General features: G+C 62.6%; 17 protein-coding genes. 9 read left to right on the forward strand and 8 right to left on the reverse strand.

Annotated features, from left to right (window positions below; translation table 11 throughout):
- The first annotated feature begins 11 nt into the window (after positions 1 to 11).
- Positions 12 to 695, forward strand: a complete 684-nt coding sequence (gene thiE, locus LDN90_RS17260) for a thiamine phosphate synthase (RefSeq protein WP_223946463.1) — start codon at positions 12 to 14, stop codon at positions 693 to 695.
- Positions 696 to 738: 43 nt separating this feature from the next.
- Here the strand turns inward: thiE and LDN90_RS17265 are convergent, their stop codons facing one another.
- A complete protein-coding gene (locus LDN90_RS17265; protein ID WP_223946464.1) occupies positions 739 to 1,407 on the reverse strand; it encodes a ferritin-like fold-containing protein in 669 nt (222 codons plus the stop codon).
- Positions 1,408 to 1,448: 41 nt separating this feature from the next.
- Here LDN90_RS17265 and LDN90_RS17270 point away from each other — a divergent pair, with 41 nt between their 5' ends.
- The 3 genes from LDN90_RS17270 (at position 1,449) to LDN90_RS17280 (ending at position 5,783) form a co-directional block, all read left to right on the forward strand.
- On the forward strand, positions 1,449 to 2,933 hold the full coding sequence (locus LDN90_RS17270; protein WP_223946465.1) for an RNB domain-containing ribonuclease: 1,485 nt from the start codon (positions 1,449 to 1,451) through the stop codon (positions 2,931 to 2,933).
- Positions 2,934 to 3,219: 286 nt separating this feature from the next.
- Positions 3,220 to 4,911, forward strand: coding sequence for a DEAD/DEAH box helicase (locus tag LDN90_RS17275; RefSeq protein WP_216924105.1), 1,692 nt, complete (start codon positions 3,220 to 3,222; stop codon positions 4,909 to 4,911).
- A gap of 8 nt (positions 4,912 to 4,919) precedes the next feature.
- Entirely contained in the window at positions 4,920 to 5,783 is an 864-nt protein-coding gene (locus LDN90_RS17280) for a site-specific DNA-methyltransferase (RefSeq protein WP_216924106.1), read from the forward strand.
- Positions 5,784 to 5,796: 13 nt separating this feature from the next.
- Here the strand turns inward: LDN90_RS17280 and LDN90_RS17285 are convergent, their stop codons facing one another.
- Positions 5,797 to 6,159, reverse strand: a complete 363-nt coding sequence (locus tag LDN90_RS17285) for a hypothetical protein (RefSeq protein WP_216924107.1) — start codon at positions 6,157 to 6,159, stop codon at positions 5,797 to 5,799.
- A 149-nt stretch (positions 6,160 to 6,308) separates the two neighbouring features.
- Positions 6,309 to 7,157, reverse strand: coding sequence for a PHP domain-containing protein (locus LDN90_RS17290; RefSeq protein WP_223946466.1), 849 nt, complete (start codon positions 7,155 to 7,157; stop codon positions 6,309 to 6,311).
- 80 nt (positions 7,158 to 7,237) lie between these two features.
- Here LDN90_RS17290 and LDN90_RS17295 point away from each other — a divergent pair, with 80 nt between their 5' ends.
- Positions 7,238 to 8,821 (forward strand): aminopeptidase P family protein, encoded by a 1,584-nt coding sequence (locus LDN90_RS17295; RefSeq protein WP_223946467.1) that lies wholly within the window; start codon positions 7,238 to 7,240, stop codon positions 8,819 to 8,821.
- 101 nt (positions 8,822 to 8,922) lie between these two features.
- Here the strand turns inward: LDN90_RS17295 and LDN90_RS17300 are convergent, their stop codons facing one another.
- Positions 8,923 to 9,729, reverse strand: a complete 807-nt coding sequence (locus LDN90_RS17300; RefSeq protein WP_223946468.1) for a general stress protein — start codon at positions 9,727 to 9,729, stop codon at positions 8,923 to 8,925.
- A 76-nt stretch (positions 9,730 to 9,805) separates the two neighbouring features.
- Here LDN90_RS17300 and LDN90_RS17305 point away from each other — a divergent pair, with 76 nt between their 5' ends.
- From LDN90_RS17305 to LDN90_RS17315, 3 genes are read left to right on the forward strand one after another with little or no spacing between them, the layout of a single operon-like run.
- Positions 9,806 to 11,086, forward strand: coding sequence for a CBS domain-containing protein (locus tag LDN90_RS17305; RefSeq protein ID WP_216924111.1), 1,281 nt, complete (start codon positions 9,806 to 9,808; stop codon positions 11,084 to 11,086).
- Between the two features lies 1 nt (position 11,087).
- Positions 11,088 to 11,804 carry a DUF1003 domain-containing protein gene (locus tag LDN90_RS17310; protein WP_216924184.1) on the forward strand — a complete coding sequence of 239 codons (717 nt, stop codon included), beginning with the start codon at positions 11,088 to 11,090 and terminating at the stop codon, positions 11,802 to 11,804.
- Positions 11,805 to 11,807: 3 nt separating this feature from the next.
- Positions 11,808 to 12,935 (forward strand): P-loop NTPase, encoded by a 1,128-nt coding sequence (locus tag LDN90_RS17315; RefSeq protein ID WP_223946469.1) that lies wholly within the window; start codon positions 11,808 to 11,810, stop codon positions 12,933 to 12,935.
- Between the two features lie 31 nt (positions 12,936 to 12,966).
- Here the strand turns inward: LDN90_RS17315 and LDN90_RS17320 are convergent, their stop codons facing one another.
- From LDN90_RS17320 to sigE, 3 genes are read right to left on the reverse strand one after another with little or no spacing between them, the layout of a single operon-like run.
- Entirely contained in the window at positions 12,967 to 13,365 is a 399-nt protein-coding gene (locus tag LDN90_RS17320; protein ID WP_216924113.1) for a Sec-independent protein translocase TatB, read from the reverse strand.
- A 31-nt stretch (positions 13,366 to 13,396) separates the two neighbouring features.
- Complete coding sequence (locus tag LDN90_RS17325; protein ID WP_223946470.1) at positions 13,397 to 14,371, reverse strand: hypothetical protein; 975 nt, start codon at positions 14,369 to 14,371, stop codon at positions 13,397 to 13,399.
- Positions 14,372 to 14,378: 7 nt separating this feature from the next.
- Positions 14,379 to 15,002 (reverse strand): RNA polymerase sigma factor SigE, encoded by a 624-nt coding sequence (gene sigE, locus LDN90_RS17330; protein ID WP_223946471.1) that lies wholly within the window; start codon positions 15,000 to 15,002, stop codon positions 14,379 to 14,381.
- A gap of 236 nt (positions 15,003 to 15,238) precedes the next feature.
- Between sigE and LDN90_RS17335 the strand changes: the two genes are divergently transcribed.
- Positions 15,239 to 15,871 carry an O-methyltransferase gene (locus LDN90_RS17335; RefSeq protein WP_223946472.1) on the forward strand — a complete coding sequence of 211 codons (633 nt, stop codon included), beginning with the start codon at positions 15,239 to 15,241 and terminating at the stop codon, positions 15,869 to 15,871.
- 124 nt (positions 15,872 to 15,995) lie between these two features.
- Here the strand turns inward: LDN90_RS17335 and LDN90_RS17340 are convergent, their stop codons facing one another.
- Complete coding sequence (locus LDN90_RS17340) at positions 15,996 to 16,163, reverse strand: DUF3117 domain-containing protein (RefSeq protein WP_064721643.1); 168 nt, start codon at positions 16,161 to 16,163, stop codon at positions 15,996 to 15,998.
- Positions 16,164 to 16,316: the final 153 nt, after the last annotated feature.

Here is a 16,316-nt window from a genome sequence, read left to right on the forward strand (position 1 = left end):
CTCTGGTTTCCATGACCCAGCATGATGTCCACACCACTGCCCGTCTCTACTTGTGCACCGATGCCCGCAAACGGCAGGGCGATTTTGAAGACTTCGTCGACGCCGCGTTTGAGGGCGGCGTAGACATCATCCAGCTTCGCGACAAGACGCTCGAGGCCGCCGAAGAGCTTGAGGTCCTGGAGGTTCTGCACGAAGTTGCCCAACGGCACGGGCGGCTGTGGGCCGTCAACGACCGCGCCGATGTTGCCAGTATTTCCGGGGCTCCGGTGTTCCATATCGGGCAAAAGGACATCCCCCTGCGCGCCGCACGTCACCTCCTCCACGACCGCACCGTGATCGGCCTCTCCACCCATACGCCGGAGCAGGTTGACGCCGCCATAACGGCCTCCCCTGGCAGGAGTGGACTGGATTATTTCTGTGTTGGTCCGGTGTGGGCAACGCCCACAAAGCCTGGTCGTGACGCAGTTGGGCTGGACCTGGTCACATATGCCGCGGAAGCCGTAAAACGCGCAGACGAGGAAACTGTTGGTGGCGTGCTGCTTCCCTGGTTCGCGATCGGTGGCATCGACCTCAGCAACGTTGAACAGGTGGTTGCCGCGGGAGCGAGCCGGATCGTCGTCGTGCGGGCCATCACTGAAGCGGAGGACCCGACGGCGGCAGCCAAGGCGCTGCTGGGAGCCCTCGACGCCGGCTAGACAGTCGGCTCGGACTTGGGCGGCGGCTAGGGCGGGTCGAACCCTAAGCCGTCAGTCCAAGCCCCGACATCCGGCGCCCGTGCCGCTCGGCAAGCTCAGCCGTGAGTGCCCTGACTGCTGCCCGGGCATCCCCTCCGGCCTTGAGGAGTGGTCCCAGGTCGGGATGTTCCATGCCGACTCGTTGGGCTTGCGTAAGTGCCTCACCGACAAGGCGGCGACCCCACAAAGCCAGTCGCGATGACAGGCGCGGGTCATCCGCCAGTGCGCGCCGCAGGAGGATACGGAGCACTTCCGTGGCTTGGTCGGCGGAGGCAACCTTCTGGACAAAGAGTTGCGTCCCGGCATCAAGGAATGAGGCGACCATGCGGTAGAAGTCCGAAGACACGGTGTCGATCACATACGCCTTCATGACGGATTCAAACCAGTCCGCTGGCCTCGTTCGCTCATGGAAGTGGTCAAACGAGCGCTGGAACGGAAGCATGGCCTCTTCGGCGTCGAGTCCCATCTCCGAGAGCCGGCTGCTGATCACGGCAAAGTTTCCGTAAGCGCCAACGGCGATCTTTGCCAGCACTGCCCTGTCATGGAGCGTGGGAGCGTACCGGGAGTCGAAAGACAGCCGGCCAAACGCCGAGAGCTCGCCGTACGCCATGGCTCCCAGCAGTTCCGAGGAGAGGCGCTGGACGCGAGCATTATCGTCCCAGGAAGTGCTCATGGTCCAAGACTATCCAGCGATTTCGGGCTAACCTGATTTTCGTGTCACATCATCGGATTTCGCCCAACGTCGACGACTCGTCGGACCAGCTCGCGGAGGCATTTGCAGCCCTCCGGACCGAACTGGAGCTCCCGGGCGAGTATCCGGCCGAAGCCGTGGCGGAAGCCCGGAAAGCAGTAGAAAACCACACGCTACCGGACCGTGACCTCACGGACATTCCGTTTGTGACCATTGATCCAGCCACGTCCACCGACCTGGACCAAGCGGTATTCATTGAACGTGCCGGTGACGGTTACAAAGTCCTCTACGCAATCGCGGACGTGCCATCCTTTGTGGCTCCCGGCGGGGCGCTCGATGCCGAAACCCGGCAACGGGGACAAACGTTTTACGCTCCTGACGGGAGGATCCCTCTGCACCCGGAGGTTATCAGCGAAAACGCAGGAAGCCTGCTGGCTGGCCAAGACTGCAGCGCTTTCGTGTGGGCCTTCGAACTGGACCACAACGCGGAGGTATCCACCACGTCCGTGGCCCGTGGCACTGTCCGTAGTCGCGCCAAGCTCAGTTACAAAGGTGCCCAGGAACTGATCGATGCCGGCACAGCCCCAGCGGTCCTTGAGCTCCTTAAGGAGGTTGGCCTGAAGCGCGTTGAACTGGAACGACTCCGCGGTGGCGCCAACCTGAACATGCCGGAGCAGGAAATCGTCCAGGCGACCGGTGGCGGGGGCTACAGGATTGTGGCCGCGCCGTCCCTGCCTGTGGAGGACTGGAACGCGCAGATATCCCTCATGACCGGGATGGCAGCGGCCCAACTAATGCTCGACGGAAAAGTGGGCATCCTGCGCACCATGCCGGCACCGGATGAACGGTCACTGCTCCATTTCAAACGCCAGACCAAGGCTCTCGGAAAACCCTGGGACGGCGAGGTCACCTACGGTGAGTACCTTCGGACACTTGACGCTTCGGATCCCAAACAGCTTGCCATCCTGCACTCGGCAGGCACACTCTTCCGCGGCGCTGGATACACGCCTTTCGATGGCGAACTTCCACCCAACATCCTCCAGTCAGCCATCGGCGCGCCCTATGCACACACCACTGCCCCTTTGCGTCGCCTCATCGACCGCTTTGTCCTGGTGATCTGCGAGGCCCTCAGCAATGGCCACCAGATCCCGTCGTGGGCGCGGGAAGCACTTCCATCCCTGCCTGAGATCATGGCGTCATCCGACCAACTGGCCGGGCGGCTTGAGCGTCTGGCCATGGACACCGTGGAAGCTGCACTCGTGGCGAACCACATCGGCGAGGAGTTCGACGCCGTCGTCATCTCCGGTTCCAAGCCCTCCAACGGCTCGGCGAATGGCAATGGGCGAGGAAACGGAAACGGCAATGGGCCCTTCGGCATCATCCAGATAGCCGAACCGGCGGTGACAGCCCGATGTGACGGTGAACTGGAATCAGGCACGAAGGTCCGGGTGCAACTCCTGAAGGCCGATATCGCCAGCCGCGAGATCCGCTTTACCCTGCTTCCCTGAAGCTCCGCAGCACCCGAACTGCCGCCGATCCGGGGTTTACGGCTCCCAGAGGATAGACTGACCCTGTAGTAATGGATGCCCGGTCGTTGATTCAGTTAATTTTTGAACTCAACAAGCCCGCCCCTACGCGATCTTGAGATGTGCCCGCTGGTCACCAGTGCCAGTACTTAGATAGCCCGCGATCGGCTTCCACTGGATTAGCTTGCGCGCCCGTTCGTGCTCCGGTACGGCTCCGCCACCCGTTGAGCATGCAGCGCCAATGCCCAAATGAATAAGGAAACTCCCTGTGAGTGAATTGCACACCCATGAAGTCCTGACGGACGCCACCGGCACCGAATCCATCGAGCCCGAGGAAACGATCATCTCTGATGAGACGCCCCACGAGATCGAAGAGAAATCGTTCGCTGACTACAACGTCCGCGCCGACATCGTCGAATCCCTCGCCGATGCCGGTATCACCCACCCCTTCCCCATCCAGGCCATGACGCTGCCCGTCGCCCTCAGCGGCCACGACATCATCGGCCAGGCCAAGACCGGTACAGGCAAGACCCTCGGTTTCGGCATTCCGGCACTGCAGCGCGTGGAGGGCCGGGACGACCCCGGCTACGCCAAGCTGGCTGTCCCCGGTGCGCCGCAGGCCTTGGTCATCGTTCCTACCCGTGAGCTTGCGGTACAGGTGGCCAATGATCTCCAGGCGGCATCGCGTAAGCGCAACGCCCGCATCGCCACAATCTACGGTGGCCGTGCCTACGAGCCGCAGATCGACGCCCTCCAGAAGGGCGTCGAGGTAGTGGTTGGCACCCCCGGCCGTTTGATCGACCTCTACAAGCAGAAACACCTCAGCCTGAAGAACGTCAAAATGGTGATCCTGGACGAGGCCGACGAAATGCTGGACCTCGGCTTCCTGCCGGACGTGGAAACACTCATCGCTGGTACACCGGCCGTTCGCCAGACCTTGCTGTTCTCCGCCACCATGCCCGGCCCGGTCATTGCGATGGCCCGCCGCTACATGACGCAGCCCACCCACATCCGTGCTGCCGATCCGAACGACGAAGGCCTCACCAAGCGCGACATCCGCCAGCTCATCTACCGTGCCCACAGCATGGACAAGACCGAGGTAGTGGCCCGAATCCTGCAGGCCCGCGGACGTGGCCGCACCATCATCTTCACCAAAACCAAGCGCACCGCCGCCAAGGTGGCGGAGGAACTGGTCGACCGCGGATTTGCCGCTGCTGCGATCCACGGCGACCTCGGCCAGGGCGCCCGCGAGCAGGCTCTCCGCGCGTTCCGCAACAACAAGGTGGACGTCCTGGTTGCCACGGACGTTGCCGCCCGTGGCATCGACGTCGATGACGTTACGCACGTCATCAACTACCAGTGCGTGGAAGACGAAAAGATCTACCTGCACCGCGTGGGCCGTACCGGCCGCGCCGGCAACAAGGGAACTGCCGTCACCTTCGTCGACTGGGACGACATGCCCCGCTGGGGCCTGATCAACAAAGCACTGGGGCTCAGCGTTCCGGAGCCGGTTGAAACCTACTCCTCCTCCCCCCACCTCTACAGTGACCTCGACATTCCCGAGGGCACCAAGGGCCGCCTCCCGCGCAGCAAGCGCACCCTTGCCGGCGTCGATGCCGAGGTCCTCGAGGACCTGGGTGAAACAGGCAAGAAGAACTCCCGTTCCGGCGGTTCATCCCGTGACGGTGGACGCAATGGCGGCCGTGGCCGTGGAAACGCAGCCAAGTCCACCGAAGCCAACTCGGAATCAAACGGTGAGGGCGGGCGCAACCGCACACGCCGCCGTCGTACATCCGAAGCCGATGCGGCCCCCGCTGCTGGTGCCTCCGAAACCCGCAGCGCTACTGGCGAAAATGCCGAGAAGCCGGCCCGCACGCGACGTACCCGCACGCGCCGCCGTAACGGCGAAGTGGTTTCCGGCGGGACCGCTGGCGCCCAGTCCGGCAACTCCGAGGCCTAAAGTCCTCAATGACTGAAACTGTTTGGGCGCCGGACGGCGGCAATCTGGTGGTGCACGCGGACAACGCGGAATTCCTCCCGACGCTGCCGGACGGCGCCTTCACACTCATTTACGTGGACCCGCCCTTCAACACCGGCCGGGTTCAACGCCGTCAGGAAACACGCATGGTCCGCAACGCGGACGGCGACGGCGACCGCGTCGGGTTCAAGGGACGCTCCTACGACACCATCAAGGGTGCCCTTCACAGCTACGATGACGCCTTCAGCGACTACTGGTCCTTCCTGGAACCCAAGCTCGTAGAGGCCTGGCGGCTCCTTGCCGACAACGGCACGCTGTACCTGCACCTGGACTACCGCGAGGTGCACTACGCCAAGGTGATGTTGGACGCCATCTTCGGCCGGGAATGTTTCCTCAACGAGATCATCTGGGCCTACGACTACGGCGCCCGGGCCAAGAACCGCTGGCCCACCAAGCACGACAACATCCTGGTGTACGTCAAGAATCCTACGAAGTACCACTTCGACAACGCTGAAGTGGACCGTGAACCCTACATGGCACCCGGCCTGGTAACGCCCGCCAAACGCGAACTCGGCAAACTCCCCACGGACGTCTGGTGGCACACCATCGTCTCGCCAACCGGCAGGGAAAAGACCGGCTACCCCACCCAGAAACCCGAAGGCCTGGTACGCCGGATCGTCTCCGCCTCGAGCCGCGAGGGCGACTGGTGCCTGGATTTCTTTGCGGGATCAGGAACCCTCGGCGCTGTCGCCGCCAAGCTGGGGCGCAATTTCGTGTGCGTGGACCAGAACGAGCAAGCCATCGAGGTCATGCGGAAGCGGCTGGGCGCCAAGGCGTCGTTCCACCCCAACTAGAGGCGTTTGTTGGTCAGCCGCACCCGTGCATCAATTGGATTCCGTGGTCGCCCTGCCTATTTTCCAGCACTGCTCCATAGGAATCACACAATGCGTTAACCAGCAGTGCGAAGCCTTGACCGTTCTGATAATTCCCTTCACCGCCGGGCACCTCAGGCACGGTGCCTGGAGGGAGGAATACCCAGGCGCCCCAGGCTTCCACATAGCCCCAGTTTCCGGTGAAGTGGACGTTGCTGCTGATATCGGGAACATATACCCACTCAGTGCCTGTATAGGCCGGGCGGCTCACGTTATTACAGTCCAGGGCATTTGCTGTGGCGGGGATGAACATTAAAGTGGCGGCAAGGGCTGTTGCAGCCAAGGATTTCTTGAACATGATTGCTCCATCGACGGGGTGAGTCATTCCTTGCGATGAGACCTTCCGTGGTGCGGCCCAGCCCGCCTCCCCCACGAGCGCCAGACTACTCTTCCCCTGCAGCACGTCAACACATTTTTCGAAGCCGTGGATTCGGCAGCGGTATCCTCTTATGGCCGGACAACCCGCGTTCCCGTGCCCAACTCCTCGATCCTCGCCAGGACGTCCGGGGATGTCAGGTTCTCTCCCAGCCGATTGGGTTTGCCGGCTCCGTGATAGTCGGATGATCCCGTGATGAGCAGCCCATGTTCGGATGCCATGGTGCGAAGAAGGCTACGGCCTTCTTCCGGGTTGTCGCGGTGTTCAATTTCCAGGCCGAGCAGTCCGGCGTCGATCATCTCCCGGTACGTCCGCTCCCCCACAATTCGTCCCCTCGCCGAAGCCACCGGGTGTGCGAAGACCGGCACGCCGCCAGCGGCACGGACAAGCTCGACGGCGATAGCGGGGTCAGGTGCGTAGTGCTGCACGAAGTATCGCGAGTGCGAGGTGAGGATGGACGTGAAGGCTTCGGAGCGGTCCGCGACTACGCCAGCAGCGACCAAGGCATCCGCGATATGCGGGCGCCCTACTGTAGCGCCCGGAGCCACATGGTGGATGACGTCGTCCCACGTCAGGGGGTAATCCTCTGACAACAGAGTGACCATGCGCTCGGCGCGCGTGAGCCGGGCGTCCTTTGATTTGGTGATCTCCTCAAGAAGCCCGGGGTGGGAAGGATCATGCAGGTAGCTCAACAGGTGGACGCTGATCCCCTGCTCCGTCCGGCACGAGATCTCCATTCCGGGAACAAAAGTGACTCCATGCTCCTTGGCAGCGGCAGCAGCAAGCGCCCAGCCATCAGTGGAATCGTGGTCCGTCAACGCAATGACGTCCAGGCCTGCAGCTGCGGCCGAAATGATCACCCCGGCTGGGGGCTCGGTTCCGTCGGAAACATTCGAGTGCGTATGCAGGTCTATCCTCACTTTCCCAGCCTATGGGATGCGGACCTTCTTGGGGTGTTGCGCCGTTGGCCTCCTCACGAAACTGGTGGGACGATGTAACGGTGAATGATGCCGAAAACACCCCGTACGCGGAATCCACAGATTCCCAGCCCCTGCAAGAGCGCGTCAACAACCGTTCGCAGCGGCCCACATCCGATGCCTTCAAGGCATTCATGGCCAGCAACTGGGCGCCCGCACCGCAGGTAACCCCCGCTCGTGACGCCGTTGCAGACCACGCTGCCCGCCGCCGTCGCGCAATTTCCGAGCTGTTCAAGGGCGAACGGCTCGTTATCCCGGCCGGTCCTCTCAAGGTCCGCTCAAATGACTGCGACTATCGCTTCCGCCCGCACTCCGGATTCGCCCACCTCACCGGGCTGGGCCTGGACCACGAGCCAGATGCCGTTTTGATCCTGGAACCGGTAGGTGAAGGAAAGGGCGACGACGGCGGTCACCACACTGCCACCCTGTACTTCCGGCCCCTGGCGGGACGCGATACCGAGCAGTTCTACGCCGACTCCCGGGCCGGTGAATTCTGGATTGGCGCACGGCCCACACTGGCAGAATTCAAGGCCCGCCTGGGTCTGCCCACGGCGCACATTTCCGAACTTGAACTGGCCATCACCAAGAACGTGGGCGCGCCGGAAATCGGCGGCATCTCCATCCGCCTGGTCCGCAAGGTCGATGAGAACATCGATGCTTTGGTGGACACTGCCCGTTACAACACGGCCAAGGATCCTGAGAACCTAGACTTGGGCGAGCTCGATGCTTTGGACGAAAAGCTCAGTGAGGCACTCTCCGAACTCCGCCTGATCAAGGACGAGTGGGAGATCCAGCAGATGAAGATCGCCGTAGCCGCCACCGTGGAAGGCTTCGCCGACGTCGTCCGGGCCCTCCCGCGTGCTTTGACGCACAAGCGCGGCGAACGCGTGGTAGAAGGCGCCTTCTTCGCCCGTGCCCGCGAGGAAGGCAACGAACTCGGCTACGACACCATCGCAGCGTCCGGCAACAACGCCACAGTGTTGCACTGGACACGCAACTCGGGCGCCGTCAACGCTGGTGAACTCCTGCTGCTTGACGCCGGAGTGGAGGCTGATTCGCTCTACACAGCAGATGTCACGCGGACCCTGCCGGCAAACGGCACTTTTACCGACGTGCAGCGCAAGGTCTACGAAGCTGTCCTGGACGCTGCTGATGCGGGGTTCGCCGCCGCACGGCCCGGCGTGAAATTCCGGGACATCCACACTGCAGCCACCACGGTGCTTGCCGAGCGCCTCGCTGAATGGGGTCTGCTGCCTGTCTCTGTTGAGGAAGCCATCAGCCCGGAAGGCCAGCAGCACCGCCGCTGGATGCCACACGGCACCAGCCATCACCTCGGCCTGGACGTACACGACTGCGCCCAGGCCAAGCGCGATCTCTACCTTGATGGAATCCTCACGGAGGGCATGATCTTCACGATCGAGCCCGGCCTGTACTTCAAGAACGAAGACCTGGCCATTCCTGCCGAATACCGTGGCATCGGTGTCCGCATCGAGGACGATGTCCTCATGACCGCGGACGGCCCCGTGAACCTGAGCGCAGCGTTGCCGCGCAAGGCCGACGACGTCGAGTCCTGGATGGCCGGCATCTACCAGGAAGCCGCGGGCTAGGCTTCAGCAAGGGGAGCAAGTCCGCCCCGGGCAAACAACAGCACAAAGGGAAGGCCACCGGATGGATATCCAGTGGCCTTCCCTTTGTACTTCTTCTGAGGCTATTGCTTGTGGGAATCCTCGTTCCCAGGCTGCTGATCCTCGTGCCGGGGGGCGTTCTGGCCCTCCGTGACCCGGACGCCGTACTGGGGGCGGCCATCGGGCAGGTCTGGATAACGCACCGGTGACGGCGTCGGGTTCTGTACTGGCTGTGCAGCAGGAGCCTGCGCGGCGGAAGCACCGGGTTCGGTGGGCTCCGGCCCGCGTTGGCCATAGGGATCGTTCCAGGTGGCAGGACGTTCAGGTGCCTGGCCGGGCTGCTGGAAGGGCGCGTTTGGCGGACTGTAGCTTTGTGCTTGTCCGGTGGCAGCCTGGGCGGAGTTCATGGGCAGTTGGTGGAGCAACCGTCGGGCTTCGTGGGCTGCCTCGATGGCAACAATGACATCGTAATTGGTGGCGACCACCTGGCTTGTGGACGTGAAGTCGCGCTTGCCGCGCTGGGTGGCATACGTGGCGATGCCGAACAGCATGAAGAAAGCTGCACCCATAAGCACGGAGGTGATGATGGAGAAGGTGCCACCAGCGGGCGTGAAGAAGGAGAGCATGACGCCCACGAAGAGGCCGAACCACATGCCGCTCAGAGCACCGGACAAGGCAACGCGCGGGTAGCTCAGCCGGCCGGTTACCCGCTCCACCATCTTGAGGTCGTTGCCCACGATCGATACCAGGTGCACGGGGAACTGCTGGTCCGCGAGGTAGTCCACCGCCTTTTGGGCATCCAAATATGAGGTGTACGAGCCAACAGTGTCACCTTGAGGTACGCTGCGGGACTCCTCAACGGCTTTAGGAGCACCAAAAATGTTTGACATAGCCCCATTGTGTCGCATGTAGATGTGAAGCGGCTGGAATTCAGCTAAAAGAGAGCAGACTCGGTAGCCTGTAAACATGAGCACACATCCCTCACGCGTCTTTGTCGCGCGCCTGCTCGGCTTGGACGTTTTCGACCCCCTGGGCGATCGTTTAGGCCGGTTGCGCGACGTCGTCGTGCTCTCCCGGGGGACCCGTGGCGCCCCGCATGTGGTTGGCATCGTGGTGGAAGTGCCGGGCAAGAAGCGGGTCTTCGTACCGATGACCCGAATCACCTCCATCGACCAGACCCAGATCATCTGCACGGGCTTGGTGAACCTGCGTCGCTTCGAACAACGGGGCGCTGAAACACTCGTGGTAGCGGAAATGTTTGATCGCCGCGTCACCCTTGCCGATGGCAGCGATGCAACGATCGAGGACATCGCGATGGACCAGCACCGGTCCAAGGACTGGTTCGTCAGCAAACTCTTCGTCCGTCGCGGGCATTCCTTATCGCCCCTGAGCAGGCTCCGCCGCAACGAAACCCTGATCATTGACTGGGCGGACGCGCAGACCGGTGGGCATAACGAGCCCCAGGCGGCCACACAGTTCGTTGCCACGCACGAGGACCTCAAGCCTGCTGACTTCGCCGAAGCCCTGCAGGAGATGAGCGACAAGCGCCGCTTTGAAGTGGCAAGCGAACTTCAGGACGAACGGTTGGCAGACGTCCTCCAGGAGCTTCCCGAGGACGACCAAGTGGAGATCCTGTCCGCCCTGGACGTGGAACGGGCCGCGGATGTCCTGGAAGAAATGGATCCCGACGACGCCGCCGACCTCCTGGCCGAGCTCCCCTCTGCGCAAGCGGAAGAACTGTTGCAGCTCATGGAGCCCCAGGAAGCCGAAGACGTCCGGCGTCTCTTGGAGTACGACGAAGACACTGCAGGTGGCCTCATGACACCCGTGCCCGTCATCCTGCCTCCTGAAGCCACGGTGGCCGAAGCCCTGGCCCACGTTCGGCGCGAGGAGCTCTCCCCCGCTTTGGCGTCCTCCATCTTCATCGCACGTCCTCCCCTGGAAACGCCCACCGGCCGCTTCCTGGGCGTCGTACATATACAACAGCTCCTGCGCTTCCCTCCGCCGGAGCCGCTGGGCAACCTCGTTGACAAGAACCTTGAGCCGTTGTCGGACCAGGCGCACATCAGCGAAGTAGCCCGGACCCTGGCGACGTACAACCTCAACTCGCTTCCCGTCGTCGACGACGACGGCCGCCTTGTGGGGGCGGTGACTGTTGATGACGTGTTGGATCACCTGTTGCCCGATGACTGGCGCGCTCACGAGGACGACGCCCCTATAAGGAAACTCGGAGGCCGCATTGGCTGATATCAACGCCACCCGATCCCCCAGGTCCACTGGACGCGCAAACAATCCCGGGAGCCTCGACACGCCCCTGAGCGGGCGTCAACGCATACTGCCTAAGTTCTCCCCCAACCCGGACGCGTTCGGCAATGCCACGGAGGGCTTCGCGCGTTTCATGGGTACGCCGCAGTTCCTGGTGTACATGACGGTCTTCTGTCTCTTCTGGCTGGCATGGAATACGTTTGCGCCCACGGAGTGGCAGTTCGACCGCGTGGAGCTGGGCTTCACCCTGTTGACACTCATGTTGTCGCTCCAGGCGTCCTATGCTGCGCCGCTCCTGCTGCTGGCCCAGAACCGTCAAGACGACCGGGACCGCGTATCGCTGCAGCAGGACCGCCAGCGCGCCGAGCGGAACCTGTCAGATACTGAATACTTGACCCGCGAATTGGCCTCCCTGCGTATCGCGCTGCGTGAGGTAGCTACCCGCGACTACGTCCGCGCTGAACTCCGCAGCCTGCTGGAGGACATCATCGATGCCCAGGAGGAGCTGCGCGAGAGCGAAACGGCAGAAGAAGGCAGCGAATCTTCGGCTGACAAGGTCAAGGAGAAGCTCAAGGAGAAACGGGACAAGTCGCGTGGACCACGCACGCAGCAGATCCCCAAAGTACGCCCGCAACGTCCGGGGCCCCAGCACTCCAGCGCGAAGCCGGCCCCTCCCGAAAATCCTGAAAGCCGAGCGTAACCCATGACCACCCCATCGGCCGAGGCACTTCACGCTGCCTTGGCAACCGTCATTGACCCCGAATTGCGGCGTCCTATCACCGAACTTGGCATGGTGGAGTCGGTGTCGGCCAACGACGACGGCAACGTCCATGTGGCGGTGCTGCTCACGATCGCCGGTTGCCCACTACGAGACACCATTACGGCAGATGCGACAAACGCCTTGTCCGGCGTCGCAGGCGTCACCGGCGTTGACGTGGAGCTGAAGGTCATGACCCCCGCCCAGCGCGAGGCTTTGAAGGAACAACTCCGCGGTCCGGGCGGCCAACGGGGCATCCCATTCGCGAAGCCCGGGTCCCTGACGAAGGTCTACGCAGTGGCCAGCGGAAAAGGCGGCGTGGGTAAGTCCTCCGTCACTGTCAACCTCGCCTGTGCCCTGGCCGCCCAGGGCCTACGGGTGGGCATCGTGGACGCCGACGTGCACGGCTTCTCCGTCCCAGGGCTCATGGGCATCACGCAGAAACCGACGCAGGTGGATGACATGATCCTGCCTCCTGTGGCCCACGGAGTGAAGGTCATATCAATTGGCATGTTCGTTGCGGGAAACCAGCCCGTGGCGTGGCGTGGTCCCATGCTGCACCGCGCCTTGGAGCAGTTCCTCACGGACGTCTACTTTGGCGACCTCGATGCCCTTTTCCTGGACCTGCCTCCCGGAACGGGCGATATCGCAATATCCGTGGCCCAGCTCCTCCCGAACGCCGAAATCCTCGTGGTAACCACCCCGCAGGCTGCCGCCGCGGATGTCGCCGAACGGGCCGGAACCATCGCAACCCAAACCGGCCAGAAGGTTGCCGGCGTCATCGAAAACATGTCCTTCCTGGAAATGCCCGACGGCGGTCGCATGGAATTGTTCGGAAGTGGCGGCGGTGCCGTGCTGGCTGAGCGGCTGAGTGCTGCCGTGGGCAGCGACGTACCCCTTCTCGGCCAGATTCCCTTGGACATCCGGTTGCGTGAGGGCGGGGATGCCGGAAAACCTGTAGTCCTTGCCGCTGGCGAAACTGCTGCTGCAAGAGCGTTGGAAGGCATTGCAGGGATGCTGGCAACGCGTCCGCGCGGACTATCCGGCATGCCGCTCGGAATCCAGCCGCGCTGAAGCCACCGGGCTTGGAAAGGTCCTTGGAAAACTACGTAGCTTCGGTATCGAAAGGCGCGGCCTCGCCTTCGGCGAGCCGCTCAATAATGCGAGCTGGAGCCTTGGGCTTCGTGTCCACCGCTGCTGCCGCAGCAGTTGCGGCAGCAACTGGGGCGCCGGCGTTGACTGGCTTCGAATCATCCTCAAGCAAAGCATCCTTGATGATGCGCCGTGGATCGTACTGGCGGGGATCGTACTTCTTCCAGTCGACCTCATCGATGTCGATGCCGACTTCTTCCTTGATCTGCTCGCGTGCGCCGGAGGCCATCCTGCGGACTTCCTTCACCAGGTTGGCGAGCTTTTGAGTGTATTCGGGCAAACGGCTGGGACCGATGACGAGTACGCCGATAATCAGAAGGAGTATGAACTCCGGGCCGTTGATTCCAAACACGCTACGAAGATTACCTTGTCTGTGGTGCCGGTCATAAACCAGCGGGACGGAGCAGTGTCCGGAGGCCGCGGATCATCCGTTCGGACCACGTCTCGGAGGCTTGCGGAGCTTTGGTGCTGATCATGGAGTCGCCTGCACGAACCAACTCGGGAACGGCGTCGTCGGCCACATCCGCCGGGAGGTCCGATGAGTAGCTGAGGACTGCAGCGGAGGTCCGGTAGACAGCCTCCCACGGCGTCCCCTGCGTGAGAGAGAGCTGCGCCGATGCCGGACGTCCAGTGACGGCGAGGTCTGAAGCCTGCAGGTGCTCTTCCACAACAGTGGCGTAATGGCCGTTGCTTTCCAGCCGGAGTTCCACGGCCGGGTGACCGTTGTGCACGGTGGCCTTGGCAGCCACGACATGGAAGCCCATACCGACAAGTTCAGGACATGCCCACCCCTGGCCCCGCAGGACATCCAACTGTTCGGAGCTCAAATTCACGGGTGCGGTGGGGCGGAAGTCCGGCGTCGCAACGAATTCCGGCGTCATCATCAGTTCCGCTGGGCCGCCGGTAAACGCACTGGAAAGGGATGAGGCGTCGTTGCCGGCACCGATGCCTGCGTTCGGCGCGGTATCTCCTGCCACCGCATATGCCGCCAAGCCCAGTGCACCTGCACTTACCGTGAGAGAGCCAGCGGCCACGCCGGCGATCCGAAGGGCCCGCCACGCACCACCCCTGGTCCGCGAATTTGCGACCAGCGGGACCTGCTCGTTCGCGAGTCGTTGTGTGTGCTGGAGCAAACGCGCCGTCAGGTCCTCGCTGGCTTCGGGCACCGCTGCCCCGCGAAGCCGTTCAAGATACTGCCGCTCCCTGTTCAGGGCAGCACGGCACTCCGGGCAATGCCGTAGGTGCTCTGGATTCCGGGTGTGGCCCAGGGCAGCAAGTTTGTAACGTGCAGCCAGTTTGTAACGTGCCGCCGGTTTGCGGCGTGACAGGGCACCCGGACGGATGTGGCGTCGAGGCATCGACTACCTAGAGAATGCTGGCGATGCGAGGCATCTTCAGGCGGGGCTTGCGGGCGTCAGCCGGGCGGGGGTCACGGTGGGCGAGCTTCTCCCGCAGCATAGTGCGGCCACGGTGGATACGGGACCTGACGGTGCCCAGCTTTACGCCCAGCGCCTCCGCCACTTCGTCGTAAGACAATCCTTCAAGATCGCACAGAACAACGGCAGCCCTGAAATCCGGTGGCAATTCTTCCAACGCACGCTGAACATCAAGGTCCAGGTTGTTGTGCTCGAAGCTCTGCTCGGGGCCTGGCTCGCGGCCCGGCAGGCGTGACTCGGCGTCCTCGGCAAGGGCGTCAAAGCGGATCCGACTCTTACGACGCGCCTGGTCCAGGAAAAGGTTGGTGGTAATACGGTGCAGCCACCCGTCCAGGGTTCCCGGCTTGAAGTTTTCCAGCGAACGGAAAACCCGGACAAACACCTCCTGGGTGAGGTCCTCGGCGTCGAACTTGTTTCCGGTCAGGCGGTAGGCAAGGCGATACACCTTGGCGGAGTGGTTGGCGACCACGTCCTCCCAGCTGGGCATGACCCAATCTGTAACGGCCTCAACGCTCTCCGATGTCTGGACTGGCGCAGCATGCGATGCCGGCATCGTCCACTCCCCTCAAACTGTGGTTCACCGGACTCGTCCGGTGCCGCCCACCGCGTGGATGACCGGATCAACATCATCCCAAGTTTGTCTGGGAATTTCCTGACTAAGGCACAATTTCCACGCAAGGCGAAATCCTGCCGCAGACACAATCCCGGGACGGCTGCGAACACGGGGTTTGCAGCACTGGACACAGTAGGCTTGTACAGACACCCCTACGCGCGGAAAGCGAACCCTTCATGAGTGCCGACAAGTCAACCAGCTGGTCCTATGCAGAAGATCTGCCTGCTGAGGATGACGTCTTGTTGCGCGCCCGGGAAAGGTCCTTCGAATTGGGCGTCAAGCCCATCAGCCCTGGCGTTGGAGCCGTGTTGACCGTCCTTGCCGCGGCTTCGAAGGCACAAACAGTAGTTGAGGTTGGTTCCGGCGCGGGAGTGTCAGGGGTTTGCCTCTTGCGGGGCCTGGGTCCGCAAGCCGTCCTGACTACCATCGACGTCGATGTCGAACACCTCAAGGCCGCCCGCGAGGCCTTCCTGGAGTCCGGCAGCCCGGCCAACCGCACCCGGACAATCTCCGGCAGGGCCGCCGACGTCCTCCCCCGGCTCACAGACTCCGCGTACGACCTTGTCTTCATCGATGCCGACAAGCCGAACTTCCCCCGCTACGTTGAACAGGCTGTCCGGCTGCTCAAGACCGGTGGCACCCTGGTGATCAACGACGCCTTGGATAAGGACCGCGTCTCAAATCCAGCAGCCCGCGACTCCACCACCGTGGTTCTCCGGCAAGTTGGCAAATCCATTCGCGACGACGACCGCCTGGCCTCAGCGATGCTTCCCACCGGCGACGGACTTCTGGTGGCTGTCAAAAAATAGGAAATTGCCATTTAGCGCACATTCTTAAAGAACGGCACCCAAGAAAAAACGCTGCTGCTTAAACAAAAGCAGGGCTCCGGCTCTCGCCGGGCCCTGGTCTTTTGAATCCAGCCTGCCTATGAATCTATTCGGTAACGCCCACAAGGCATTCCTTGAGGTTCTCCGCCTCCGCGGCATTGAGCTCGACTACAAGCCGTCCTCCGCCTTCGAGCGGCACACGCATGATCAGGCTGCGTCCCTCTTTGGTTACTTCCATAGGGCCGTCGCCAGTACGTGGTTTCATAGCCGCCATTAGGAAAATCCCCTCCATTTGTCCCAAGTCACGCCCAACCCGGCCGGGCTGGATCCGCTTCGCAATTGCAGCCGGCGGCACCGCTTGGGAGGCCGCCTTGGCCGGGCACGTTTAGGTGCTTTTGTCCTTGCTCGTATTCCATTATCCCGTACT

This window comes from Arthrobacter sp. NtRootA1 (assembly GCF_019976975.1).
In the GTDB taxonomy this organism is placed as follows: domain Bacteria; phylum Actinomycetota; class Actinomycetes; order Actinomycetales; family Micrococcaceae; genus Arthrobacter; species Arthrobacter aromaticivorans.

Excerpts from the sequence above, each read along its gene's own strand:
- LDN90_RS17265 (WP_223946464.1), bottom strand. The coding sequence starts at position 1,407 with ATGAGCACTTCCTGGGACGATAATGCTCGCGTCCAGCGCCTCTCCTCG.
- LDN90_RS17285 (WP_216924107.1), bottom strand. The coding sequence starts at position 6,159 with ATGTTCAAGAAATCCTTGGCTGCAACAGCCCTTGCCGCCACTTTAATG.
- thiE (WP_223946463.1), top strand. The coding sequence starts at position 12 with ATGACCCAGCATGATGTCCACACCACTGCCCGTCTCTACTTGTGCACC.
- LDN90_RS17305 (WP_216924111.1), top strand. The coding sequence starts at position 9,806 with ATGAGCACACATCCCTCACGCGTCTTTGTCGCGCGCCTGCTCGGCTTG.
- LDN90_RS17335 (WP_223946472.1), top strand. The coding sequence starts at position 15,239 with ATGAGTGCCGACAAGTCAACCAGCTGGTCCTATGCAGAAGATCTGCCT.
- LDN90_RS17340 (WP_064721643.1), bottom strand. The coding sequence starts at position 16,163 with ATGGCGGCTATGAAACCACGTACTGGCGACGGCCCTATGGAAGTAACC.
- LDN90_RS17280 (WP_216924106.1), top strand. The coding sequence starts at position 4,920 with ATGACTGAAACTGTTTGGGCGCCGGACGGCGGCAATCTGGTGGTGCAC.
- LDN90_RS17300 (WP_223946468.1), bottom strand. The coding sequence starts at position 9,729 with ATGTCAAACATTTTTGGTGCTCCTAAAGCCGTTGAGGAGTCCCGCAGC.
- sigE (WP_223946471.1), bottom strand. The coding sequence starts at position 15,002 with ATGCCGGCATCGCATGCTGCGCCAGTCCAGACATCGGAGAGCGTTGAG.
- LDN90_RS17315 (WP_223946469.1), top strand. The coding sequence starts at position 11,808 with ATGACCACCCCATCGGCCGAGGCACTTCACGCTGCCTTGGCAACCGTC.
- LDN90_RS17325 (WP_223946470.1), bottom strand. The coding sequence starts at position 14,371 with ATGCCTCGACGCCACATCCGTCCGGGTGCCCTGTCACGCCGCAAACCG.